We start from the raw sequence: 24,559 nt of genomic DNA, 5'->3' as shown, positions 1-24,559 counted from the left end.
ACTCTAGTCAGTCAGTTTTGAATGCAGTTCCCAGGTTGAGCCCGGGGATTTCACATCCAACTTAACAAACCACCTACGCGCGCTTTACGCCCAGTAATTCCGATTAACGCTTGCACCCTCTGTATTACCGCGGCTGCTGGCACAGAGTTAGCCGGTGCTTATTCTGTCGGTAACGTCAAAACACTAACGTATTAGGTTAATGCCCTTCCTCCCAACTTAAAGTGCTTTACAATCCGAAGACCTTCTTCACACACGCGGCATGGCTGGATCAGGCTTTCGCCCATTGTCCAATATTCCCCACTGCTGCCTCCCGTAGGAGTCTGGACCGTGTCTCAGTTCCAGTGTGACTGATCATCCTCTCAGACCAGTTACGGATCGTCGCCTTGGTGAGCCATTACCTCACCAACTAGCTAATCCGACCTAGGCTCATCTGATAGCGCAAGGCCCGAAGGTCCCCTGCTTTCTCCCGTAGGACGTATGCGGTATTAGCGTCCGTTTCCGAACGTTATCCCCCACTACCAGGCAGATTCCTAGGCTTTACTCACCCGTCCGCCGCTCTCAAGAGAAGCAAGCTTCTCTCTACCGCTCGACTTGCATGTGTTAGGCCTGCCGCCAGCGTTCAATCTGAGCCATGATCAAACTCTTCAGTTCAAACATCTTTGGGTTTTTAAGAAACCCTAAACTTGGCTCAGCAATCGTTGGTTACATCTTTGATTTCTCGCGGAGTAACTTGTGATGCTGATAATCTTGTTGACTATCAGTCTGACTCCACAAGCACCCACACGAATTGCTTGATTCAGTTGTTAAAGAGCGGTTGGTTAAGATCTTTCGTCTCAACCGAGGCGCGCATTCTACAGCAGCGTCATTTGCTGTCAAGCGATTTCTTTATCAAAATCAATTACTTGAACCAGAACCGGCTTCAAGCTGCTCGTCAGCGGGAGGCGAATAGTACAGTATTCAAATATGTGGTCAACCCCCTTCCTGAAATTCTTTTCGATTAATCCAAAAGGCCACGGTTGCAGCTATATAGAGTGCTGGTCGGCGAGCAAAGGCCGGTGAATCAGCAGACCTGGAATGTGCGTAGGCGCGCATGCACCTTCTAATGGTGACTAGCAAACCGGATCTAACCCGCTCTTACACAGGCTCGAAAGAAAGCCCTTGAAATTCAAGGGCTTTTTTTTCGCCCACAGAAAAGTGAGTATGTGTGGGCGAACGCAGACATGAGGAATCGGAACCATGGAATTGACGCTGGAAGCTGTTGCGCTTTTTGCTCTCAAGCTGGTGCATGAGACGTACGGCGCGAGCCCGTTGCTGCGCGATGACCCGGTGATGGATGAGTATGATCGCGAAGCGTTTGGGTTGTTGGTACGCCAGGGGGATTTAGCGACCATTCAACTGAAGCTTAATGAGTGCATTGCCCAGTCATTAAATGCACTAGGCGGCGCCGACACGGTGCTGGGCCGTGAACTGCTCAAACTGTCCACCGGTGTGCAACAGGCCAGCAGCCTTGACGAGCTAAGCGCCCCGCTGATTACCCTCAAGGACTACCTTAAAGATATCCAGTGAGTCGGTGATCAGCCGGTGCATATCACGGTGGAATTCGCCGCGCCCAAAGAGACGTGTACCGTCACTTCCATATGGCGGATCGAGGACGAACACGGCCAGCGCTGCTACAGCCCCGCGTTCATCCTGCATGTAATCGTCAACGTCATGGCGCGCTGAATGACTTCACCGCCGCCCTTCAACCGCCATCCGCACCGCCAAGCCCATCAGCACCGACCCCATCACCCAACGCTGAACCGCTTGCCAGCGTGGACGGGTGACGAAGAACACGGCGATGGAGCCCGCCATCATTGCAATCACCGCATTGACGCTCACGCTGATGGCAATCTGCGTAAAACCCAGGATCAGTGATTGCATCAGCACACTGCCATGCCCATTCGGGTCAATAAACTGCGGCAACAACGACAAATACATCACCGCCACTTTGGGGTTCAGCAGGTTGGTCACCAAGCCCATCATGAACAACTTTCGCGGGCTGTCCTGGGGCAAGTCCCGGACTTGGAACGGCGACCGGCCACCCGGCTTCACCGCCTGCCAGGCCAGGTACACCAGGTACAACGCGCCACCGAGCCGCAGCGCGTCGTAGGCAAAAGGCACCGCCATCACCAATGCGGTAATCCCCAGCGCTGCGCAGAACATATAAACAAGGAAACCCAAGGCAACGCCACCGAGGGAAATCAACCCGGCCGTGCGCCCCTGGCAGATCGAGCGGGAAATGAGGTAAATCATGTTCGGCCCGGGCGTCAGCACCATGCCGAGGGAGATCAGGCCATAAGCAAGCCAGCTGGACAGTTCGGGCATGGTGTCGCTCCTGCATAATTGTGCTGGGTGCCATGGTAGGGCGTTGAAAAGCAGGGCGTTAGATACAGATCCGCGAGCAAAACGTCATACACCGCTCACGGTAAGGCACATGATCGACTTCGCCTCGCTGCCGTACACAAACATCGCGCACGTTTGATCTGGATTCTGCAGGCAAAAAAAGACCCTGGCGCCCCAAGGTCTTTTTTACTGCTAACGCTGCTTCAACAGATGTACACCGACCGATGTGGGAGCTGGCTTGCCTGCGATGACCATAGGTATCTACACAACCGGTTAAAAGTCTGTGGGAGGTGGGCTGTTGTGGCGAGCAGGCTTGTCCTGCGTTGGGCTGCGAAGCGGCCCCAGTAAAGGCACTGCAATTTTCCTGAAAGTACTCAGTGTCAGGGTTTGGGGCCGCTTCGCGACCCAACGCAGGACAAGCCTGCTCGCCATAGGAGAAAGTGGCGGCCTTCAAAAGTTGTGTAGATACCTATGCTGCGATGACGCCAGCCGCCACACCCTCAAGCCACCCGCTTACACCGAAACAGCCTCCCCCTCCTCCATCACCCCATTGGGCAGCATCCCATTCGCCAAATCATCCACCACCGCCTTCGCCATCTCCCCCAAATAATGCGCCGCCCAGGCATAACGGTCCGCGTCTTTGTCCATGGCAGCATCCAACGCGAGCATTTTGGAGCAGTGCAGCAACTCGGAAGCATGCTCCAGGGCATCACGAATGGGCACGCCGGCATTGACGCGGAATAGACGGTGCAGGTTGGGCTGTTTGCCGCAGGTGGAGAAGGTGATGATGCCGAGGGTTTTGTTGAGAGGTGGGTTGATCATTGGGCACCTCCGGGCTGGGCGGTGGTGTGGGTTGCAGTATTACGAGGATATGGCCTGTCAGAAATGCTCATGGATTTAGCTCCTAATGTCGAGAAGCTGCCACATTCGTTATCAGCCGAAAGGGTGGCAGCTGTGCGCAGGCTGATAAACCGGGACAATAGGAACCCGGCAGGCCCGAAGGCCTCCCGCGCACAGCCGCCATAACACGGATGTGCGGACGCAAAAAAAGCGCCGGCATGGTGCTGGAGACGCTTGAGCGCCTATTGTTCCACGGGTTATCAGGCCCGGTCACTGAATTTGCAGTGACAGTGCGGAAAGTAGCGCAGAAAGCGGCATGGCTAATAGGCGTTATCTGTGGCGAAAAATTTCGGTGGGAGCGTTCGAGCAAATAGGCCCGCTCATTCGAACCTACAACATCACCCCATATGGCCCAAGCACCTTACTCGTCTGCACCAACCCCTGGCGCATCAACACCTCAAGATAACTCCCAGCCTCCATCGGCGGCCGCTTCAACGTCCGCCTTTGCTTCTGCGCCGCCCCCAACGCCGCCGCCTGATCCAAATCCCACAGATCCGAAATAAAGTCATCCGGATGCATAGGTTCAATGTCATAGGCAGCCAGGATATGCGCCGGGAAATCTTTCAAATTGAAGGTCACGATAACTTCAGCCTTGCTTCGAATCGCCGCCGCCAGCACATGACGATCATCAGGATCAGGCAAGTCCAAACTCGAACACAGATCCTCGTACCCCGTCACCATTGCATCGGGTATCGCCTTATCCATCAGCGCCGACGTGCAATTGACTTGCTCAGCCGTAAGATCCGGTCGGTTTTTGAGAACGTTGCGCTTCCACTCCTCATGGATCTGGCTCGTCCATCGAGCTCGATACAGTCCCGACAAACCAAGCCACATCAGCAAATCCCGGAGTGCCGCCGGCTAGAGAACACACGCATCGTATACCGCGGTAAACGGCGAACACCTCATCCGTCATACCCCATTCCCAACGATTGAGCTTGTTGCGCCAGCGCTTCCATTGCCTCTTGGCTTTCTTCATCACGGCGCTGCTTGAACGCCATCAGATCCGAAAACCGGATTCGCCGATGCCGGCCCGTTTTTGTAAAAGGAATGGCGCCCTCCTCCAGCATCTTGACCAGGTGCGGGCGCGAAACGTTGAGCAGGTCGGCGGCCTCCTGAGAGGTCAATTCGGCATGCACCGGCACGACCTTAACGGCGTTACCGATAGCCAATTCGCCCAGGATATCGACCAACAGGCGCAGGGCTGAGGTCGGGAGTACAAGTGTGTGGGGTTTGTCTTCTTTGTCGAAGATGTCGATGCGCTGGGTTTCAAATTTGGTCGAAAGCAAAGATGCCAGTTCTCGCTGGCCTTGCACGGCGGCTTCGACTTCCTTTTCCAGCGGCAGTATCGTTTTGGGGAGTTGATTGGTGATCATGATGCAGCTCCGGTGTAACGCAATTCGGTTGAATCAAAGCTAAACGAAACAAACGAAAATCGCAATAATCGAAACAGTCCTGGCGAACCAAATGCCAGTCTCCTTTTCCCACACCAACCATCGAACGAAGCCGACATAAGCCTCCGCTCCCACCTCATAGGCTCACTCCCACACAAGGAAGTGAGCCAGTCATGTCAGAACGCTCGTACCCCATTACCGAAGAAGAACAACTCAAACGGCGGATCCTGACGCCGCAGCCGAAACGCGCGCCTTATTCACCGCCGATTGATTTATTTGAGCCGCCTCCCACCCCAGCGCCAACAATCGCCAAACCGCCCGGCTGCGTCTTCACAAAACCCTGCCAACTGCCCAACGGCATCATTCGCTACAACGACCCCACCGGTTACGTACCGTTGGAGTTGCTCAAGGACTATGGCCATTTCAGCCTGTTGGGTGGCCGCGAGGTAGACAGCCGGGGCGCGGTTGCCTTGCGCAAGATCAGCGGCAGTGCCCTGCCCGTCGGTTTGGGGCAGTTGGCGTTACGTTCGGCGGCAATGGAGTCGGCCGCGACTGCGGTTGGCACTGTCGCCGGTGGGCTGCTGACTGGTTTGGTCGCGTTGTTATGGCCGTCGGCGCTGGGCGATAGCGCGCTCTACAGCGAGGAGCAATTACGCTCGCTGCAACGGGCACGGTCGCAGATGCGTTTGCATGTCGAACAGCGTGAGGACGGCACACTCAAGGGATACGGGTTTTACACGGGCAACAACCCCGATTGGCAGATGATCAATGTGGTGCAGTTCCAAAGCCGTGGCGATCAGTTTGTGGCGGATTTGGATGAGGGCGTGGAGCTGATCTGGACGCCTGCGGTTGATCCGGGCGACACGCTGGGGATTCCCGCTTTGGAGGCCGCGCCGCAAGCGCCGGTAATCTGGATTTACCCGCCGACGGAGAAGGCGGCGCAGATTCTGGTGAACCCGATTTATCCACCTGAGTACCGGGATTTTATTCTGGTATTCCCGGTGGAGTCGGGGGTTCGGCCGCTGTATGTGGTGGTTAATGAACCACGCAAAGGCCTGAGAAATCCGGACCATGATTACTTTCCAGCACCAAAAACCGAAGATATAACTGGCTTCCCAGGGTTGATCCCCCAAAGGCCGGTGACATCACGACTAGGCGGGGCTGGCTTACGTGAGCGGTGGATCGATGCAAAAGGGAGGAAGTTACTTGAATGGGACGCCAAGAAAGGTGAGCTGGAAGTTTATCGAAAGAGTGATTTGGAACACCTCGGCGCATTTGATCCTTATACCGCCGAACGTCGCGGGCCGGCGGACCCAAAACGTCGAATCTACAGATAAAGAGGAGTGCCAAAAATGGTTATGAAAATCAGATTGCGCTGGTACGAAAAACACAGCGACGACTTGAAAGCGGACGAGTACTCAGCGGATATCGTCGATGTAGACCGTTCTTTTGAAGCACTCGGTTTGAGCGAGGAAAGCGCAGTATATGCAGACGTTTACAACGTTCTCCCAAGCTGGATAACTATTCTCCAACCCCTCTTCCAGCATGTGATAGAGCCCAACCGATTCGACTATCAAATTTCATTCCAATACCAAGGCGCTTGGCCGCCATCTACAAAGCCTCCCCAGAAGGAATTCTGAGGTAATGAAAAAGCCCCTCCTCTACCGCTCAGTCAACACCCGGCCCCACGGTGTGCACCACGGTAGCTGTTTCGCTTATCGCTATGAACGGCATACCAAAAGCGCAAAGCGCTCACTGTCCACACGCGCTTCAATGCATAGCCATCAACGGCACGGCTTCGATTACACGCCACTATTTCGGTTTCTCTTATCCAAAGTCGGTCAGCCATGGGACAAAGTATTCAGCGAAGCCAACGCTCGCCTGGATCGCCCGGAGCCCGTGTTCTGGATGGTTGCGCTGCATGAAAATGAGAGTCCAGCTATTACAGCGGCTTGTGGGTCGACGAGGCAGGCCTGCTGCAAAAGGTTAGCCCCCAATTGACGCCCGAACAGATGAAGCCCAGTTGTGACTGCTGCACCCACACGTTCAACGGTGTGGTATTCCCGCAGGCGCTTCCATGCAAGCCGTGAAGTTCAGTTGCGCGCACAAGCCGCCCTGCTCCAAATTTCGCAGACTCAACGTACTGCCAATCTTGCCCACAATCATCGCCACAATCGCCAACCCCAACCCCGCGCCATTGGCGTTATCCCGGCTGTAAAACCGCTCAAACAAGCGCCCCATCTCCGCCTCATCAATTCCCGGCCCTTGGTCTTCCACGCTCAACCCCTGCGCGCCGATCACCACCCGCACCTCGCCACCCACCGGCGAAAAGTTAAGTGCATTGGTCACCAGATTTTGCAGTGCAATCGCCAACGCCACCGGCTCGGTCTGCACCCAGCATTCCTCATCGCCTTCCAGCACCAACTCCACGCCTTTCTCCATGGCCAGCGGCGTAAGTTCAGCGAGTTCTTCACGCACCAGTTCCGTCAGTTGCACCGGCTTGCGCACGGGGTTGCTCAACTGCGGCTCGATGCGGGCCATGGTCAGCAGTTGGCTGCCAATACGCGTGGCGCGGTCTACGCCGTTGACCAAAAAGTCCAGGGCCTCACGCCGTTGTTCTTCAGTCGCAGCGTTTTGCGCGTTTTGCGCGTGAATGCGCAGGATCGCCAACGGCGTGCGCAGTTCATGGGCGGCGTCGGCGATGAAGCGGCGTTCGCGCTCCAGCAGGTCGTCCATCTGCACCAGCAGCCGGTTGAGCGCGGTTTGCATCGGCTCCAGTTCGCTCGGCAGTGGGTTGACGTTCAGCGGTTGCAGGGTGTTGGTGTTACGCCCACGCAGCTTGCGGGCCATGGTGCGCAAAGGCGTCAGCCCCCAGCCGATGGCCAGCCAGATCAGCACGGTCAGCAGCGGCACGCCAATCACGCTGGGCCAGAGCGTGTGGCGCACGATGCGCTCGATCACGCTCTGGCGAATGTCGTCACGCTCGCCCACCCAAATCAGCAGACCTTGTTGCGCGTCAGCCAGGAGGAAGGCGCACCAGTCGTTGCCGCTGTCCATCAGGTCATGGGCGCCGAGTGTGGTGGGCGGTGCTGTGAGGATCGGTGCTTCGGCAGACCGCATGAGCAGTTGCCCGTCGCTGCGCCAGACCTGGAAGGTCAGCCGGGTCTCGTAAGGATGGGCCACGCCCTCCTCGCCCACGCGGCTCATGGCCTGGTCGAACGCCTCATACAGGCGGCCCCAGTCTGCGTCGCCAGGATCGCGCTGGCGCAGTACGCCTTGCAGCAGGCGGGCACTTTGGGCGAGTTGAGCGTCGTAGACTTCTTCGATTTCGTGGTGGCTGTCGCGCAGCACCAGCCAGCTGATCAGGCCGTCGCCGAGCAGGATCAATACCAGCACCGGAATAAGAATACGTGCGCGGACCGAATTCATGGTTTGAGCGCCAGCACATAGCCCACACCGCGCACGGTGCGGATCAGCTCTGTGGATAACTTCTTGCGCAGGTTATGAATCAACACTTCCAGCGTGTTGCTCTCAACCCGGTCCTGCCAACCATACAAAGCACGGGACAGCCGCTCGCGGGTCACCACTTTGCCAGGGCGCACCATCAACTGGTGCAGCAGTTGGTATTCCATCGGGGTGACGATGATTTCATCGCCCTGGTAACGCACTTGCTGGGTGGCCGGGTCGAGGCTGATCCCGGCGTGTTCGAGCATCGGTTGGGCGCGGCCCTGGCTGCGGCGCAACAGGGCGCGCACGCGGGCTTTGAGTTCTTCGACGTCGAAGGGTTTGATCAGGTAGTCGTCGGCGCCGGCATCCAGGCCGGCGATGCGTTCGGCGGTGCCATCGCGGGCGGTGAGGACCAGCACCGGCAGGTCGTATTGCCCGGCGCGCAGTTGCTGCAACAGGTCGAGCCCATCGAGGCGCGGCAGGCCGAGGTCGAGCAGCAGCAGGTCGAAGCTTTCGGTGCGCAGGGCATGCAAGGCGCTGAGGCCATCTTGCAGCCAATCCAGGGTGTAGCCTTCGGCGCCCAACGCCACGCGAATGCCTTGGCCGAGGGCGCGGTCATCTTCGACGAGGAGCAAGCGCATAGCGAAATCTCTGTAGGAAACGGCGGGATCATGCCGGGTTCCAGTACGGGTTAACCGGGGAAAGATGTTACGGCGCGTTGCCAACTAAGGTTGCACTAAGGTTGGTTTTGCACTGTGCCGGCAGGTACGGGACCACCTGTCGTTATGCATGCTCACCGGCCGCAGGAAGCGCCTGCCGGGTGAACGTGCGCAGTCATCCTTTCTTCTCACAGGTTCCCTATGCGCTGCGCTCTACTGATCTTCAGCCTGCTAGGCGTCTTTACCGCCGCCTGGCTGAGCCATCCACCCCACGTATTGGCGCCGTTTGCCCAGGCGAACCCGAGCCCGGCGAAGGTGGCGGCAGCCCCGCAATACACCAGCCGTTTTGTGTCCTCACAGCTCACCGACTTTGTGCACGCCTCCTCCGTGACCGCCCTGCCCGGCGGCGACTTGATGGCCGTGTGGTTTGCAGGTTCGCGCGAAGGCGCCGCCGATGTGCAGGTGCGCACGGCGCGGTTTGATGCACGCAGCGGCGAATGGGGCGGCGAGCAGGTGCTGGCCACGCGGGAAAGCACCCGCGACGGCACCCAGCGTTACATTCGCAAACTGGGCAACCCGGTCATTGCGCTGGGGCCGGATAAACGCCTGTGGATGTTTTACGTGTCGGTGTCGGTCGGCGGCTGGGCCACCAGTGCAATCAATGTGATGGTCTCCGATGACCTCGGCGCGAACTGGTCGGCGCCTCGGCAACTGGTGACGTCGCCGTTTTTCAATATCAGCACCTTGGTGCGCGCAGCGCCGGTGTTCCATGCCGATGGCTCGATTGGCCTGCCGGTGTATCACGAGTTCATGGGCAAGTTTGCCGAGTACCTGTACTTGAGTGCCGACGGCGCGGTGATCGACAAATTCCGCATCAGCCGCGGCAAACATTCGCTGCAGCCCACCATCGTGGCGCAGGACGGCCAGCGAGCCGTGGCGATGCTGCGCTACGCCGGTGAAACCCATCACCGCGTGCTCGCCAGCCGCACCGAGGATGCCGGGCAAACCTGGAGCGAGCCGTTCCCGCTGGAACCGGCCAACCCCAATTCATCGCTGGCGGCCGTAGGGACTGAAGACGACCGTTTACTCGTCGCCCTCAACGACCTGCAAGACGGCCGCTTCAAGCTCAGCCTCTACGGCACCGACGCGCAGATGACGCAATGGCGCACGGTGGTGCAATTGGACCAGTCGCCGGACCCGCTCGGCCAGCCGTTCTCTCCCCAGGCTTATAAAGAAATCATCGGCGAAGGCTTCCGTGCCTCCAGCGGCGCCAAGCGCCTGCCGCTGGAACAGCGCTTTCTGAGCAACCTGGATTACCGCGTGTGCAAACCCCGTGGCTGCGATTTCGAATACGAATACCCGTACTTCAGCCGCAGCCCGGACGGCATGTACCACCTGGTGTACTCGTGGAATAACACCTTTATCAAACATGTCAGCTTCAACGAAGCCTGGCTGGCGGAGCGTTTGTGATGATGGCGTTGTGGCAAGCCCATTTGAGTTTTGTATTGCTGGGGTTTGTGCTGTTCAGCACGTTGCGGTTTACCGCGCCGTGGCGGCCATGGTTGTTGCCGGTGTTAGTGGTGCTGAGCTTTATCCCGGTAAATGAACTGCCGTTGGCCGCGTATGTGCGCAGTTTTACCGATGACCTGGCGATCAGCACCTTGGTGTTGTTGGCGTGGGTGGCGGTGTGCCGGTTGGGGCTGGTGCAGCCGCTTGGCCGGCCACATCAAGTGCAACTGCTGGTGCTGTTTGGCGGGCTGTGCCTGGTGCTGTACCCGGCCGCAATGGGGCTGACGTATTTCGACCCGTACCGTTGGGGGTTTAACCCTCGACCAATGATTGTGCTGGTAGGTGCGCTGGCGCTGTTGATGCTGGCGCTGCGCAACAGGCTGGCCGTGTGGATGCTGGCGGTGGGCACGTTGGCGTTTGCGCTGCGGCTCAAGGCGTCGGAGAACTATTGGGACTACCTGGTAGACCCGCTGTTGATGGGCTACTGCGCAGTCGCCGGATTAATGCAACTCAAACTGTGGGAGCGGGCTTGCTCGCGAATGCGGCGTGTCAGGCAGTACATCAGCCACTGACACACCCCTATCGCAGGCAAGCCAGCTCCCACAGTGGGTCTGCGTCGTTTTTTGAAATTGGGAAGGTTAATGATGACTGCATTGCAATCACGCCGCCTGCGCTACGGCGTGGGCGCAATCGGGTTGGTGTTTGTGTTGCTGGCGGCATTGCGGCTGGTGTTTCTAATCAGCTTCTCCGGCCTGGATTTAGACACCGAGGGCTTGCTGGAAACCTTCGGCATCGGCCTGCGTTTCGACCTGCGCCTGGCGGTGTTGCTTCTGCTGCCACTGGCCGTGCTCGCCTGGCTGCCGCGCTGGAACCTCATTACCCAGCCCGCCCTGCGTTGGCTGGCACGCGGTTATTTGCTGATTGCACTGGCCGTGGTTGGCCTTATCTACATCATCGACTTCGGCCACTACGCCTACCTCGGCGTACGTATCAACGCGACGGTGCTGCGCTACCTGCAAGACGCGCAGATTTCTCAACAGATGGTGTGGGAAACCTACCCGGTGCTGTGGATAACCGCCTGTTGGTTGGCGGCAGTGGCTTTGTGGGTGTGGGCGCTGGTTTGCCTGGAGCGATTGACCCTGGATCGTGCGCCAAAAACCATCGGCAAACTCACAGTGGCGTCGGTGTCCGTGATCGGTGTGGTCGTGGTGCTGCTGGCCCTGCTGGGCCGCGTGGCCAACCTCAACCTGGAAAACCCGGTGCCGCTGCGCTGGAGCGATGCGTTCTTCTCCGGCAACAGCCAGGTCGCCGCCGTGGGCCTGAACCCGGTGCTGTTTTTGTACGACACCCTCAAGGTTGGCCAGTCGCAATTCGATGAAGCCCAGGTGCGCAGGCATTACCCGCAAGTGGCCAAGTACCTGGGCGTTGACCAGCCTGACGCGCAACAGCTGAGCTTCAGCCGTGAACAAGGTGTGCAGCCCTACAAGCTGACCGGCGACCGCCCGCCCAACGTGGTCTTCGTCATGCTCGAGTCCCTGGGCACCAGTGCGGTCGGCGCCTATGGCAACCCGCTGAACCCCACGCCGAACCTGGACAAGCTGGCAACCCAAAGCTGGTTCTTCAAACACTTCTATGTGCCGGTCACCGGTACCGCCAAGACCGTGTGGGCGAGCATCACCGGCATACCCGACGTGACCCGCCAGGAGACCGCCACGCGCAACCCGCTGATCACGCGGCAACACACCTTGATCAACGCTTTCGAGGGTTACCAGAAGTTCTACATGATCGGCGGCAACGCCGGTTGGGCGAATATCAACGCACTGATCCGCCAGAGCATCGACGGCGTGCAACTGTTTGACGAAAGCCACTGGCGCTCGCCCCGGGTGGACGTGTGGGGCATCTCTGACCTGGACCTGTTCAAGGAAGGCGACCAACTGTTGCGCGCCGTGCCCAAAGGCCAGCCGTTCTTTGCCTACCTGCAAACTTCCGGCAACCATCGGCCGTTCACCATCCCCAAGCAAAACGACGGTTTCCAACTTAACAACGTAACTCTGGAACACGTCCAGGCCGCCGGTTCGCGCAGCGTCGAGCAATACAACGCGGTGCGTCTGCTGGATTACAACATCGGCCGCCTGATGGACATCGCCAAGGCTGGTGGCTGGTACGACAACAGCATTTTTGTGTTCTTTGGCGACCACAACACGCGCATCAGCCAGATCCCGCACATGGCGCCAGCCTTCGAGCAACTGGGTCTGGAAAGCAACAACGTGCCACTGCTGATCCACGCGCCGGGGCTTAAGCCGCGCGTTATTGACGAAGCCGTGGGGTTGGCGGACTTGCTGCCGACCGTGGCCGGCATGGCGGGCGTGCCGTTTCGCAATGGCGCGATGGGCCGCGATATCCAACAGCCGGCGCCGGAAGGTGAACGCGTGGTGCCACTGGTATTGCACGAGGGTACCTTCCCGATTATCGGCGGCGTGACCCAGCACTTCCTGTTGCAGATGCAGCACGACGGCGGCTCACCGACCTTGCATGACCTGGCGTCGCAAACACCGCGCGTTGATGTGGCCGAGCAGCATCCCGAAGAGTTTCAGCGCCTGCAGGGGCTGACCCGTGGGCTGCATGAAAGTGCACGGTTGATGCTGTTCAGGAACGTGCGCGAGTGATTACTTGGGCTGGAAGGTCTCCAGGTAGGCCAGGATGTTTTCGATTTTTTCCGGGTCGCTGATACCCCAGAAGATCATACGCGTACCGCTCACCACCTTCTTCGGCGCCTCGATATAGGCGGCGAGTTTGTCGCGGGTCCAGACCACGCCGGAGTTTTTCATCGCGTCGGAATACTGATAGTCCGTGGTGGTGCCGGCCGGCCGGCCGATGATGCCGTTCAGTTCAGGCCCGAAGCCGCCGCGTGCACCTTCACCAATGCTGTGGCAGCCGCCGCAGGTCTTGCTGAACAGTTTGCCGCCCGCCTCGGCATCACCGGCCGCCAAGGCCGGGGCGGTGTTGAGGATCAGGGCGAGTGTCAGTAAGGCGTACTTCATACAGGGCTCCACAGCGGGCAACGATGCGGCAATTATGCCTGTATCCGATTCGGCGTGCCGCTGCGGGCAACCCTGCGCAACCGCTCTAAAACGACCACCCATCGTTTAAAAAACATCCAATCGAACCTAATCAATCAGCGCCCACTCCACCTTACTGAACCCTGATGGTGGAGTAAGGATCATGGCTCAGCCATCGATTTTGGTATTGGAAGACGACGAAATCATTCGTGCGTTGATGGTGGATGTATTGGAGGACTTCGGCGCGCATGTGACGTCGTTTCCTTCGGCGGATGAAGGCATGATTTACCTGGAACGCGGCGATGACCCGGTAGACCTGATCGTCAGTGATATTCAGATGCCGGGGTTACTCAATGGCTACGACTTGAGCAAGGTGGTCGCGCATCGTTGGCCGTCGGTGCCGGTACTGCTGACCTCGGGCAATACCAAGCTGGCGGCGCAACTGGGTGGCTCGGTGCGGTTTTTACCCAAGCCCTGGAGTGCGGAACATTTGGTTAAGTGCGTACAAACGGCACTGACCCAGCAAGGCGCATCCATGCACTAATAGCGTCGCGACATCACTTAAACCGAACTTGCTGTAATGCGCTGTGGTCATTTATTACGCAAGGAGCGACTTTTCTGATCCCCCCGTCAGGCTTTTCGCCTTGTGCGTACAGTTGACGGCAATGACTTGTGTAGAATCGTCGCCCATTTCACGCGTCATTCATGGCCTTCAGGCCCACAGTTCGAGCTTATTGAATGCATTCACAGGCCCATGACGTCAGTGCGCCCTCATTGCTGGAAGCGTTGCGCACAGGCACGGGTTTGCTGCATGTGGCGTTGGAAAAGCGCTTGCCGTTTTTCTCCGATCAGTTGGATGCCGGCTGGTATCGGCGATTGCTCCAGGCGTACTACGGGTTTTATGCGCCGATGGAAGCAGCGCTGTACGCGAGTGGCTTGATCCCCGACGGATACGACGCTGTACTGCGTGTGAAAACCCCCACACTGATGGGCGACTTGCGCGCACTTGGCTTGAATGACAACGCCATCAATGCCCTGCCCCGCTGCACCCAACATCCGACGTTCGACACCCCCGCCGCCTGCCTCGGTGCCCTGTATGTACTGGAAGGCGCGACTCTTGGCGGCCAAGTGCTGCGCCGGGAAATGGCCCGGCGCCTGGACATACACGCCGATACCGGCGGAGCGTTCCTTGATGTGTACGGCACCGAAACCGGTCGGCTCTGGAAAAACTTTCTCGATTATTTGGGCCGCCTGCCGCTGGATGCTGACGCAAAACAGCGCGCGGTCGATGCCGCCTGTTCTACATTCAGTGGCTTTGAGCAATGGCTCGCCCGCCAGGAGGTACTGCTATGAAACCCGACGATTTTGAAGAGCTGCTTGCCAACTGTGCCGACGAACCGATTCGCTTCCCGGGCGCCATCCAGCCCCACGGCGTGCTGTTGACGTTGTCGGAGCCTGAGCTGCAGATCACTCAGGTCAGCGCCAACGTGGGCAGCCTGTTCGGCCACGCGCCCGAGGCGCTGCTGGGCCAACCGCTGCACCGGTTAATTGGCGTTGAGCCTGCCCAAGCCGTGCAATCGATCGCCGAAAACAACGGGTTTCTCGATGCTCCGGCGCTGCATGTCACGCTCAATGGTGCGCAATTTGAAGGCTTGCTGCATCGCCATCAGAACGTGCTGGTACTTGAGTTCGAACCGCGCCTTGAAAACTTCAAACCCCGCGCCCTGAATGGCCGCACCAGTGACCTGGGCAAGATGCTGCAACGCTTGCAGTCGGCGAAAACCCTGCAAGCGCTGTACGAAATCAGCGTGACTGAGATCCAGGCCATGACCGGTTACGACCGGGTGCTGATCTATCGCTTCGAAGAAGAAGGCCACGGCCAGGTGATTGCCGAAGCGTCGGCGCCGTCCATGGAGCAGTTCAACGGGTTGTTCTTCCCCGCGTCCGACATTCCCGAGCAAGCGCGCGAGCTGTACCGCACCAACTGGCTGCGCATCATCCCGAATGCCGCCTACGAGCCGGTGCCACTGCTGCCCAAGCTGCGGCCGGGCACCGACCAGCCGCTGGACCTGAGCTTCGCCACCCTGCGCAGTGTGTCGCCGATTCACTGCCAATACATGCAGAACATGGGCGTGCTGTCGTCCATGAGCATCTCGTTGATGGCCGGCGATAAGCTGTGGGGCCTGATCAGCTGCGGCAATCGCGAGCCCTTGCTGGTACCCAACGACCTGCGCGTTGCCTGCCAGACCATCGGCCAGGTGCTGTCGCTGCAGATCAGCGCCATGGAAGCCCTGGACCTGATCCGCCAGCGCGAGGAAAAAGTCGAAGCCCTGGCATTGCTGGACCGCGCAATGAAGGCCTCGGAGCAAAACGTTTTCGATGGCCTGGCCCAGCAGCCGCAGGTGCTGATGGACCTGACCCAGTCGGGCGGCGTGGCGATCATTGAAGACAAGCAATTGCACCGTTACGGTAATTGCCCCGAGCCTGCGCAGATTCGTGCGCTGCACAGGTGGCTGCAGGAAAGCGGCGAGCCGGTGTTTTCCAGCCATAACCTGACATCGGTGTACCCGCCGGCTGCCGAGTTCCAGCCCGTGGCCAGCGGCGTTCTGGCCATGAGTCTGCCCAAGCCTGTGGATAACGGCGTGTTGTGGTTCCGCCCAGAGGTCAAAGAGAACATCAACTGGAGCGGCGACCCGAACAAGCCGCTGAACCTGGAAAGCTCCGACGCCGGTTTGCGCCTGCGCCCACGCACCTCGTTTGAAATCTGGAAAGTCGAAATGGCCGGCATCTCCACCAAGTGGAGCCACGGCGACCGGTTTGCCGCCAACGACCTGCGCCGCTTCGCCCTGGAAAATGACCTGGCCCGTCAAGTGCTGCGCGAACAGCAAGCCGTGCGTGCCCGTGATGAACTGGTGGCGGTGGTGTCCCACGACCTGCGCAACCCGATGACGGTCATCTCGATGCTCTGCGGCATGATGCAAAAGGCCTTCAGCTCCGATGGCCCACATACCTCACGGCGAATTTCCTCGGCCATCGACACTATGCAACAGGCCGCCGGGCGCATGAATGTGCTGTTGGAAGACCTGCTCGACACCTCGAAAATCGAGGCCGGGCGTTATGTGGTCAAGCCCGTGTCGCTGGACGTCAGCCAGATGTTCGAAGAGGCCTATTCGCTGCTCGCGCCGTTGGCGATGGAGAAAGGCATCGACCTGTCGTTCAACGCCGAACCCGGCCTGCAGATCCATGCCGACCCGGAGCGCCTGTTCCAGGTGCTGTCGAACCTGATCGGCAACGCCATCAAGTTCACCCCGCGCCAGGGCAATATCGGTATCAGCGCCATGAGCAATGGCGAAGATATCGTGTTTTCGGTGCGCGACTCCGGCGAAGGCATTGCGCCCGAACAATTGCCCCATGTGTTTGATCGCTACTGGACCAAGACCGAAAACAACCCCACCGGCAGTGGCTTGGGGCTGTATATCACCCAAGGTATCGTGCAAGCCCACGGCGGACGGATTGAGGCGCAGAGTGAGTTGGGGCGCGGCAGCGAGTTCAGGTTTACGGTGCCCAAGCCTGTCTGAAACTCATTCAGTCCAACACATATCAAACATGCAGAAACCTATGGCCGGGAACATAAACCCGGCCAATGCCACTGAAGGGGGGCGCAATCAAAGGGAGTTTTGATGCGAGAACAATCCTCCACCTGAGCAAGAGGTTTTACCATGATTACAGGCAATATTTTCCCTGGCTATGCCATCGACCTGGTTACCCTCCTGGCTAACCAGAACACCAAGCGTGCTGAAAAGCCCAAAAGTCCCGACAACGACCCAATGATGCAAAACGTACCGCCCAAGCCTAAGCCCTCTCGTTCGTCCCTGGACTCCCTGGGACGTGGCTTCGAGCTCTGATCCAATAAGGGCAATCGGCTGCCGGGTATCCGCTGCAAGCGGTTGACAAAACACTGACATCCTCTGCGTTACCCTTTTCAGCCCTACCTTGTATGAGCTGCTTGCTTCATGCCGCAATCCGACACACTGCCCGCTGTCATTGCCGGCCCACTGCTTCGGCGCCTGGAACCCAAGCGCCTGGTGATCTGGCTGGTGGGCAGCCGTGCCCTGCGATTGGCCTTGAGGCTGCAAGCACCTCAAGGCCAAGCCCTGACGATCGATCTGGGCCCCCGGCAGTGCCAGGTCGTGCCCGTCGGCCGCCACGCCTTTATCCATCTGATCGACGTTTCCCTGAGCGAAGCCCTGCCGCTGGACGTGATCATCGACTATGACCTGCTGGTCGACGGTTGTGGTATTGCGCAATGGGCCCCGCACCTGCTGTATGCCGACGCCGCCTGCGCGAATTTCGTGGTGCACAGCCGCATTCACCAGTTGGTGCATGGCTCGTGCCGCAAACCCCATCACCACGCCGATGACGGCTTGCTGTGCGTAGACCGCCTGCTGGCCGACGCGCACACTCCGGGTGAACGCCCGGCGCTATTGATGATGAGCGGCGACCAGGTCTACGCCGACGATGTGGCCGGGCCCATGCTGCGGGCGATTCATGCGCTGATCGCGGGTTTAGAATTGTTCGACGAATACCTGGAAGGCGCCGTGGAGGATGACAGCGCCAGCCTTTACGAGCATCGCGCCAGCTATTACCACCGCGCGGATCTGCTGCCCGCACTGGACAGCAACGAGACCCTGCGCGAACGGTTTTTCGGCGGTGTGAAAAAACCGATCTTTACCAGCAGCACCGCCGACAACCACCTGGTGACCTTTGCCGAAGTACTGGCGATGTACCTGCTGGTGTGGTCGCCCACGCCCTGGACTCTGATCACGCCACAGCCGCCGTCATTGAGTGCGCCGCAACAACAGCGCTATGACCGTGAGCAAGTGCAGATCGATCGGTTCCGTGACGGCCTGCCCGGTGTTGCGCGGGTTTTCGCACACCTGTCGACGCTGATGATCTTTGACGATCACGACATCACCGACGACTGGAACCTCAGCGCCCAATGGGAAGCCACCGCCTACGGCCATCCATTCTCCAAACGCATCATCGGCAATGCCCTGCTCGCTTATATGCTGTGTCAGGGCTGGGGCAACCAGCCGGATGTGTTTGGCGAACTGCTGGAACACACCCAGGCGCTGGCCGCCAAGACACAAGACAACCACCTGCACGCCGCTGCGCACGATGAGCTGCTGCAACGCCTGCTGAAATTTCAGCACTGGCATTACGTGCTGCCCACTACGCCCGCACTGGTGGTGCTCGACACGCGCACCCGGCGCTGGCGCAGTGAGTTTGCGCTCAAGCAACCCTCCGGCCTGCTGGACTGGGAAGCCTTGAGCGAACTGCAACAGGCCCTGCTGGACCACCCGTCAGCCATCATCGTTTCGCCCGCGCCGATCTTTGGCGTCAAGCTGATCGAGACCGTGCAGAAGGTCTTCAGTTGGTGCGGCTTCCCGCTGTTGGTAGACGCCGAAAACTGGATGGCCCATCGCGGCGCCGCCCAGGTGATCCTGAATATCTTCCGCCACTCGCGCACGCCGGGGAACTACGTAATCCTGTCGGGCGATGTGCATTACTCGTTCGTCTATGAAGTGCTGATCCGCCACCGCAGCGCCGGCCCCAAAATCTGGCAGATCACCAGCAGCGGCATCAAGAACCAGTTCCCGGCGCGCTTGCTGGAATGGTTCGACCGCCTCAACCGCTGGCTCTACTCACCGCGCTCGCCCCTCAACGGTTTCACGCGCCGGCGCACCATGCAGGTGGTGCCACATATACCGGAGCATGCCGAGGCGGGTGAACGGCTGTGGAATTCGGCGGGCATCGGCCAAGTGTTTTTCAATGAGCAGGGCCAGCCGGAGGCGATTTACCAGCACAACGCGGATGGTAAGCCGCGAACACAGATGGTGGCGCCGGACTAAAGAGTCGATCGCTGCAGCAGATAATGGCTCTTAGCCACACCACTAAAGCAGCACACTCATCCTATTCAAAGCGCTCAAGCCGCGATGTAGAGTAACGTCAGCCACGGTGTACCGGCGTCAATGAAGACTGGCCGTAGGAGCCAGCATCGGCAGGGAAGTGCACAGATGAACGAGACATCCGGCAATAAACCGCTGCGCAATAACTTTTCCGAACTCAACGCCGACATGTTGCATGCGGTGATGGAACTGGTCAGCGACGGCATCTGGGACTGGAATGCCAACACCGGGTTCGTGTACCGCAGCCCCGGCTGGTACACGATGCTTGGCTACCCCCGCCACTCCCTGGAGAACAGCGTGTTCACCTGGGAGAACGTGATCCACCCCGAAGATTATCCACGCGTCATGGCTGTATTTGATGACTACATCAGCCAACGCGCGCCCCATTACCAGGCTGAGTATCGTTGCCGCAAAGCAGACGGCACTTACCTGTGGATCGAAGACCGTGGCTACGTCATTGCACGTAACCCCGACAATTCAGTAGCACGCATGGTCGGCGCGCACCGCGATATCCATACACGCAAAATTTCCATCGAACAGCTGCAACAGCGCAATCAGTCGCTGGAAGCGCTGGTGGCCGAACGCACCCTTGAATTGTCACGGGTCAATCAGCAACTGCAATTGCAGTTGGACGAGAACCGTTCCCTGGCCGAACAGGACGCCTTGACGCGCATCGCCAACCGTTATCGCCTGGAGAAGGTGCTGCTGGAGGAGTGCGACCGTGCCGAGCGCTTCCGCGTACCGCTGGCCTTGGTGGCCATGGATGTCGATGACTTCAAGCCGATCAACGACAAACAGGGTCATGGCGTCGGCGATCAAACCTTGGTGAGCGTGGTAGAAAGGCTGGAAACCTGTGTGCGCCAGGGTGACTTGCTCGCGCGTTGGGGGGGCGATGAGTTTATGGTGATCCTGCCCAAAAGCACGGTGGATACCGCCAGGCAATTGGCTGAACGCATCCGTCAGGCCATCGCCGAGATGCCCGCCGTGGGCGACTTCAAAGTCACCCTGAGCCTGGGCGTCGTGGAGCGGCGGATGGGCGAAACGCCCGCCGCGCTGATGGCACGTGCCGATCAAGCACTGTACCGGTCCAAGGCGGCGGGCAAGGATGCGGTCTCTGAGTGATGTAGGAGCTGGCAAGCCAGCGCCCACCTAAGGCAGAGTTCAGTCAGCGCACCGGTGGTGCGTACTGGATGCCGCCATTGCTCCACAACGCATTAAGCCCGCGCTTGATCTTCAGCACGCTGCCCTGGCCGATATTGCGCTCGAATACCTCGTCGTAATTGCCCACTTGCTTGACGATCTGCACCACCCAATCCTTGCGCAGCTTCAGGTCTTTGCCGTAATCGCCGTCGGCCCCCAGCAGCCGCGCCACGTCCGGGTTCCGGGTGGACTTGGCCTGCTCGACGACATTCTGCGAGGTGATGCCCATTTCCTCGGCATTGAGCATGGCGAACAGGGTCCACTTGACGATGCTGAACCACTCATCGTCGCCCTTGCGTACCAGCGGCCCCAAGGGTTCTTTGGAGATCACCTCCGGCAGCACCACGAACTCATCCGGGTGGGCCATCTTGATGCGCTGGGCATACAGGCCCGACTGGTCGGTCGTGAGCACGTCGCAACGCCCGGCTTCCAGGCCCTTGGCGCTCTCGTCGGCGGTGTCGAAGGTGATCGGCGTGTACTTCATGCCGTGGGTGCGAAAGTAATCCGAAACGTTGAGTTCAGTGGTGGTGCCGGCCTGGATGCAGACGGTGGCGCCATCGAGTTGCCTGGCAGCGGTCACGCCCAGCTTGTTGTTGACCAAAAAGCCGATGCCGTCGTAATAGGTCACGCCGGTAAACACCAGGCCCATGCCGGAATCCCGGGAGCTGGTCCAGGTGGTATTGCGGGAGATCAGGTCGATTTCGCCCGATTGCAACGCGGTGAATCGCTCCTTGGCGGTCAACTGGGTGAACTTCACTTTTGAGGCATCGCCGAACACGGCGGCGGCAACAGCGTGGCACACGTCTACATCGAGGCCGGTCATCTTGCCCTGGCTGTCCGGCACGCCGAAACCCGGCAAGCCGTCGCTGACGCCACACTGGATAAAGCCTTTTTTCTGGATCGCGTCCAGGGTCACGCCCGCGTGGGCACTGCCGGCAAGCGCCATGGCTGTGGCCGCGATAAGGGTTTTGAGGTGGTTCATGCGAGGCACTCCCTGTGAGTCTTTTATTATTCGGCGCCGCACTGCCCGCGCCGGTTTCTGAGGTTGCCCGGCAGTATTGTCAGGTTTGCAGCGTGGCCACAAACGACCTTTAGGCAACAGCTCCTTCCGATTTGGAATGACCCGGCGATTTTATTTCGTTTGCGGCGAGGCCGGCTGCGCGGCTTAGATAAATACACGCCCGCCATTGCCGAGTCCCCGATTCATGAGCCGCGAAACCATCAGCCAATCGATTTCCATCGTTCACCCCATCAGCCTCAGCCACGGTAAAAATGCCGAAGTCTGGGACACCATGGGCAAGCGCTATATCGATTTTGTCGGCGGCATTGGCGTGCTCAACCTCGGCCATTGTCACCCAGGCGTGGTGGAAGCGATTCGCGAACAAGCCACGCGGCTTACCCACTATGCGTTCAACGCCGCGCCGCACGCGCCCTACATCGAGCTGATGGATCGCCTTTGTGCGTTTATCCCGGTGGATTACGCGGTGAGCGGCATGCTCACCAACAGCGGCGCGGAAGCGGCGGAAAACGCCTTGAAAATCGTGCGCGGCGCCACCGGCCGTACGGCGGTGATCGCCTTTGACGGCGCCTTCCACGGCCGCACCCTGGCCACGCTTAACCTCAATGGCAAGGTGGCGCCCTACAAGCAAAAGGTCGGTGTGCTGCCTGGCCCGGTGTATCACCTGCCCTACCCCAGCGCCGATAACGGTGTGACCTGCGCCGAAGCCCTGAAGGCCATGGACCGTCTGTTCAGTGTGGAAATCGACGTAAACGATGTGGCCTGTTTCATCATCGAACCGGTGCAGGGCGAAGGCGGCTTTCTGGCACTGGACATCGAGTTCGCCCAGGCCCTGCGCCGCTTCTGTGATGAGAAAAACAGCCTGCTGATTGTCGATGAAATCCAGTCCGGCTTCGGGCGTACCGGCCAGCGTTTTGCCTTCTCGCGCCTGGGCATCGAACCGGATCTGATCCTGCTCGGCAAAAGCATCGCCGGTGGCGTGCCATTGGGCGCGGTGGTCGGGCGCAAGGCGCTGCTCGACAATTTGCCCAAAGGTGGCCTCGGTGGCACGTACTCCGGTAACCCGATTGCCTGCGCAGCGGCGTTGGCGACGTTGGATGCGATGACCGACGCGCAATTAAATACCTGGGGTTCACAACAGGAAGCCGCCATCGTCAGCCGTTATGCCGCCTGGCGCGAACAACATCTGTCGCCCTATCTGGGTCGTCTGACCGGCGTGGGTGCCATGCGCGGCATCGAGCTGGCCCATGCCGACGGCACGCCCGCGCCCCAGCAACTGACCCAACTGCTCAGCCTGGCACGCGAGGCCGGCTTGCTGCTGATGCCCAGCGGCAAGTCGCGGCATATCATCCGCCTGCTGGCACCGCTGACCACCGAGCCTGCGGTGCTGGAGCAAGGCCTGGATATTCTCGAGGCCTGCCTTAAGCAGTTGGCTTAATAACGCGCATCCACGGGCTTGCCGCCGTTGGGCCAGTCTTTGACCTTGTCCGGAAAATCCGGGCGCGGTTGGCCAGAGAAATACGCCGCCACGTCCACCGCTTCCGGGTCCGACAAACCGCCCTGCCCCAACGGGAATTTTTCGTGGACGCCGATCGGCATGTTGCGTTTCACAAACGCCGCCGCGGTGTAAGGCCGTGCCATACCGGCGCCGATGTTGAACGACTGCTCGCCCCACAGTGGCGGGTACACCTGCTTGCCGTTGTCCAGGCCCGGCTTGACCACCGGGTCGATCTTGCCCACGCCGCGCCCGGCGACTTTATCTTCAGGGCGGGTGTTGTTTTTCATCCAGTCAAAATACGCGACCATCGCTTGCATATCCGCTGACTGCGGCGCCAGTGGCTTGCCGTTCATCGAGTGGCGGAAACAGCCGTTGATGCGTTCCTTTAGCGTAACCACCTTGCCTGCACGCGGCGCGTAACTGGGGAAGAACGCCGACACGCCCACAAAGGGCGAACCGTCCGCCACGGTGCCGGCGTTGAGATGGCAACTGGTGCAATTGAGCGAATTGCCGACGTTATCCGGCAGCAGCGCCTTGGTTTGCAGGTGCAGGCGCATGCCACGAACAACCTGGTCGGCGTTGGGTGCGGCGAGCAAATTCGCCAGCCTTGGGGTTTCGAAGGCTGAACAATCGGTGGTGTCAGGGTTGAGTTGGTCACGCAGTTGCTTCACTTGGCCCGCATTGATTGGTGTGCCTTCGTTGCCCCGACGGGTGCGCACGAAAGTGAGAATTTCGGCGATTTCCTGATCAGCCAGCCGGTCAACGTGATGTGCAGTAACGAGGTCGGGTTACTTGAGGCAATGCTCGGGTTACCCGCCAAGGGTGGAAACAGGCCTTTTACGCCAGCGCCGTCACTGCGGTGGCAATCACTGCAAAACTGCATATAACCCAGACCGCCACGGCGGGTGAACAGGTCGGCTGGCGGTGCGGCAGATGCACGGGCGACCGATGGCATTGGCAGGTCGTCTTTACCCGGCGGCAGGGACTTGAGGTAACTGGCGATGGCCGTAAGGTCGTCATCGCTGAAATGCCGGGTGCTGTGGTGGATCACATCGGCCATGTTGCCGGCGACCGTGGCAAAGCGGTCCTGCCCGGTCTTGAGCAGTTGCACAGTGTCTTCGACCGTCCACAGGTTGCGCAGGCTCAGGGCCCGCCAGTGTTCGACGGTTTCACCCGCCAGGTAATGCCGGCCACTGCGGCCCGGATCGCTCATGGCTTTTTCATGGAAAGCGATGCCCCGTGGCGTGTGGCACGAGCCGCAATGCCCCAGGCCCTGGACCCGATAGGCGCCACGGTTGAGCACTTCGCTACACTGCGGGTCGGGTTGGAACGGCTGCTTGTCGAGAAAGGCAAAATTCCACAGCGCCAGGCCCCAGCGCTGATTGAACGGGAAGCCCATGTCCGCCTCAAGGTTGGCCTGTCGCACCGGCTCGACGCCTTGCATCAGGTAGGCGTACAGGGCGCGCATGTCCCCTGGATCAGCGCCACATCGATGGACAAAAAGATGATGGCTCAACGACTATCAGC

At 59.4% G+C, this 24,559-nt stretch carries 21 protein-coding genes, 1 rRNA gene and 2 pseudogenes; 14 read left to right on the top strand and 10 right to left on the bottom strand.

Annotated elements, in window-relative coordinates:
* Positions 1-651, bottom strand: a 16S ribosomal RNA gene (locus BFP92_RS18440); the annotation flags it as partial.
* A gap of 585 nt (positions 652-1,236) precedes the next feature.
* On the opposite strand from BFP92_RS18440, the gene BFP92_RS18435 reads away from it, so the two are divergent.
* Both BFP92_RS18435 and BFP92_RS30545 read left to right on the top strand, forming a co-directional pair.
* A complete protein-coding gene (locus BFP92_RS18435) occupies positions 1,237-1,566 on the top strand; it encodes a hypothetical protein (RefSeq protein WP_065930570.1) in 330 nt (109 codons plus the stop codon).
* 15 nt (positions 1,567-1,581) lie between these two features.
* Positions 1,582-1,722 carry a hypothetical protein gene (locus tag BFP92_RS30545; protein WP_239694282.1) on the top strand — a complete coding sequence of 47 codons (141 nt, stop codon included), beginning with the start codon at positions 1,582-1,584 and terminating at the stop codon, positions 1,720-1,722.
* A 6-nt stretch (positions 1,723-1,728) separates the two neighbouring features.
* Here the strand turns inward: BFP92_RS30545 and BFP92_RS18430 are convergent, their stop codons facing one another.
* From BFP92_RS18430 to BFP92_RS18415, 4 genes and pseudogenes are all read right to left on the bottom strand, one after another.
* Complete coding sequence (locus tag BFP92_RS18430) at positions 1,729-2,364, bottom strand: LysE family translocator (protein WP_065930569.1); 636 nt, start codon at positions 2,362-2,364, stop codon at positions 1,729-1,731.
* 531 nt (positions 2,365-2,895) lie between these two features.
* Positions 2,896-3,204 carry a DUF3077 domain-containing protein gene (locus BFP92_RS18425; protein WP_065930568.1) on the bottom strand — a complete coding sequence of 103 codons (309 nt, stop codon included), beginning with the start codon at positions 3,202-3,204 and terminating at the stop codon, positions 2,896-2,898.
* Between the two features lie 408 nt (positions 3,205-3,612).
* Positions 3,613-4,188 (bottom strand): annotated as a pseudogene (locus tag BFP92_RS18420) (PIN domain-containing protein).
* Positions 4,185-4,655: a helix-turn-helix domain-containing protein gene (locus tag BFP92_RS18415; RefSeq protein WP_065930566.1), complete on the bottom strand. Its 471-nt coding sequence runs from the start codon at positions 4,653-4,655 to the stop codon at positions 4,185-4,187. Before BFP92_RS18415 ends, BFP92_RS18420 begins: the two are co-directional and overlap by 4 nt.
* Positions 4,656-4,846: 191 nt before the next feature.
* Here BFP92_RS18415 and BFP92_RS18410 point away from each other — a divergent pair, with 191 nt between their 5' ends.
* Both BFP92_RS18410 and BFP92_RS18405 read left to right on the top strand, forming a co-directional pair.
* Positions 4,847-6,010, top strand: coding sequence for an S-type pyocin domain-containing protein (locus BFP92_RS18410; RefSeq protein WP_065930565.1), 1,164 nt, complete (start codon positions 4,847-4,849; stop codon positions 6,008-6,010).
* Between the two features lie 15 nt (positions 6,011-6,025).
* Positions 6,026-6,313, top strand: coding sequence for a colicin E3-like toxin immunity protein (locus BFP92_RS18405; RefSeq protein WP_065930564.1), 288 nt, complete (start codon positions 6,026-6,028; stop codon positions 6,311-6,313).
* 406 nt (positions 6,314-6,719) lie between these two features.
* Here BFP92_RS18405 and BFP92_RS18400 read toward each other — a convergent pair whose 3' ends face one another.
* Both BFP92_RS18400 and BFP92_RS18395 read right to left on the bottom strand, forming a co-directional pair.
* Positions 6,720-8,102 carry an ATP-binding protein gene (locus BFP92_RS18400; RefSeq protein WP_065930563.1) on the bottom strand — a complete coding sequence of 461 codons (1,383 nt, stop codon included), beginning with the start codon at positions 8,100-8,102 and terminating at the stop codon, positions 6,720-6,722.
* Entirely contained in the window at positions 8,099-8,761 is a 663-nt protein-coding gene (locus tag BFP92_RS18395) for a response regulator (RefSeq protein WP_065930562.1), read from the bottom strand. The genes BFP92_RS18400 and BFP92_RS18395 overlap by 4 nt, the downstream gene beginning before the upstream one ends.
* Before the next feature lie 219 nt (positions 8,762-8,980).
* Between BFP92_RS18395 and BFP92_RS18390 the strand changes: the two genes are divergently transcribed.
* The 3 genes from BFP92_RS18390 (at position 8,981) to BFP92_RS18380 (ending at position 12,954) form a co-directional block, all read left to right on the top strand.
* Positions 8,981-10,249, top strand: coding sequence for a sialidase family protein (locus BFP92_RS18390; RefSeq protein WP_065930561.1), 1,269 nt, complete (start codon positions 8,981-8,983; stop codon positions 10,247-10,249).
* Positions 10,249-10,860, top strand: coding sequence for a hypothetical protein (locus BFP92_RS18385; RefSeq protein ID WP_065930560.1), 612 nt, complete (start codon positions 10,249-10,251; stop codon positions 10,858-10,860). The genes BFP92_RS18390 and BFP92_RS18385 overlap by 1 nt, the downstream gene beginning before the upstream one ends.
* A gap of 72 nt (positions 10,861-10,932) precedes the next feature.
* Positions 10,933-12,954, top strand: coding sequence for an LTA synthase family protein (locus tag BFP92_RS18380; protein WP_065930572.1), 2,022 nt, complete (start codon positions 10,933-10,935; stop codon positions 12,952-12,954).
* On the opposite strand, the gene BFP92_RS18375 is transcribed toward BFP92_RS18380, so the two are convergent.
* Entirely contained in the window at positions 12,955-13,329 is a 375-nt protein-coding gene (locus tag BFP92_RS18375; protein ID WP_056858301.1) for a c-type cytochrome, read from the bottom strand.
* Positions 13,330-13,510: 181 nt separating this feature from the next.
* Here BFP92_RS18375 and BFP92_RS18370 point away from each other — a divergent pair, with 181 nt between their 5' ends.
* From BFP92_RS18370 to BFP92_RS18345, 6 genes are all read left to right on the top strand, one after another.
* Entirely contained in the window at positions 13,511-13,891 is a 381-nt protein-coding gene (locus BFP92_RS18370; RefSeq protein ID WP_065930559.1) for a response regulator, read from the top strand.
* Positions 13,892-14,085: 194 nt separating this feature from the next.
* Positions 14,086-14,700 carry a biliverdin-producing heme oxygenase gene (locus BFP92_RS18365; RefSeq protein WP_065930558.1) on the top strand — a complete coding sequence of 205 codons (615 nt, stop codon included), beginning with the start codon at positions 14,086-14,088 and terminating at the stop codon, positions 14,698-14,700.
* Positions 14,697-16,925: an ATP-binding protein gene (locus BFP92_RS18360; RefSeq protein ID WP_065930557.1), complete on the top strand. Its 2,229-nt coding sequence runs from the start codon at positions 14,697-14,699 to the stop codon at positions 16,923-16,925. The genes BFP92_RS18365 and BFP92_RS18360 overlap by 4 nt, the downstream gene beginning before the upstream one ends.
* Positions 16,926-17,066: 141 nt before the next feature.
* On the top strand, positions 17,067-17,252 hold the full coding sequence (locus BFP92_RS18355; RefSeq protein ID WP_065930556.1) for a hypothetical protein: 186 nt from the start codon (positions 17,067-17,069) through the stop codon (positions 17,250-17,252).
* A gap of 108 nt (positions 17,253-17,360) precedes the next feature.
* Entirely contained in the window at positions 17,361-19,259 is a 1,899-nt protein-coding gene (locus tag BFP92_RS18350) for an alkaline phosphatase D family protein (protein ID WP_065930555.1), read from the top strand.
* 165 nt (positions 19,260-19,424) lie between these two features.
* Complete coding sequence (locus BFP92_RS18345) at positions 19,425-20,438, top strand: sensor domain-containing diguanylate cyclase (RefSeq protein ID WP_065930554.1); 1,014 nt, start codon at positions 19,425-19,427, stop codon at positions 20,436-20,438.
* Between the two features lie 43 nt (positions 20,439-20,481).
* On the opposite strand, the gene BFP92_RS18340 is transcribed toward BFP92_RS18345, so the two are convergent.
* Positions 20,482-21,498, bottom strand: a complete 1,017-nt coding sequence (locus tag BFP92_RS18340; RefSeq protein WP_065930553.1) for an amino acid ABC transporter substrate-binding protein — start codon at positions 21,496-21,498, stop codon at positions 20,482-20,484.
* A gap of 223 nt (positions 21,499-21,721) precedes the next feature.
* Between BFP92_RS18340 and BFP92_RS18335 the strand changes: the two genes are divergently transcribed.
* The gene (locus BFP92_RS18335; RefSeq protein WP_065930552.1) at positions 21,722-22,972 is read left to right on the top strand and encodes a 2-aminoadipate transaminase; all 1,251 of its coding nucleotides are present in this window, start codon (positions 21,722-21,724) and stop codon (positions 22,970-22,972) included.
* Here the strand turns inward: BFP92_RS18335 and BFP92_RS18330 are convergent.
* Positions 22,969-24,503: pseudogene (locus BFP92_RS18330) on the bottom strand (cytochrome C); the annotation flags it as partial. The gene BFP92_RS18335 and the pseudogene BFP92_RS18330 sit on opposite strands and share 4 nt — an antisense overlap.
* Positions 24,504-24,559: the final 56 nt, after the last annotated feature.

Source organism: Pseudomonas sp. 58 R 3, assembly GCF_900006605.1.
GTDB classification, from domain to species: Bacteria; Pseudomonadota; Gammaproteobacteria; order Pseudomonadales; family Pseudomonadaceae; genus Aquipseudomonas; species Aquipseudomonas salomonii.
The sequence above is the reverse complement of the archived record's forward strand: the minus strand, read 5'-3'. Positions and strand labels throughout refer to the sequence as shown.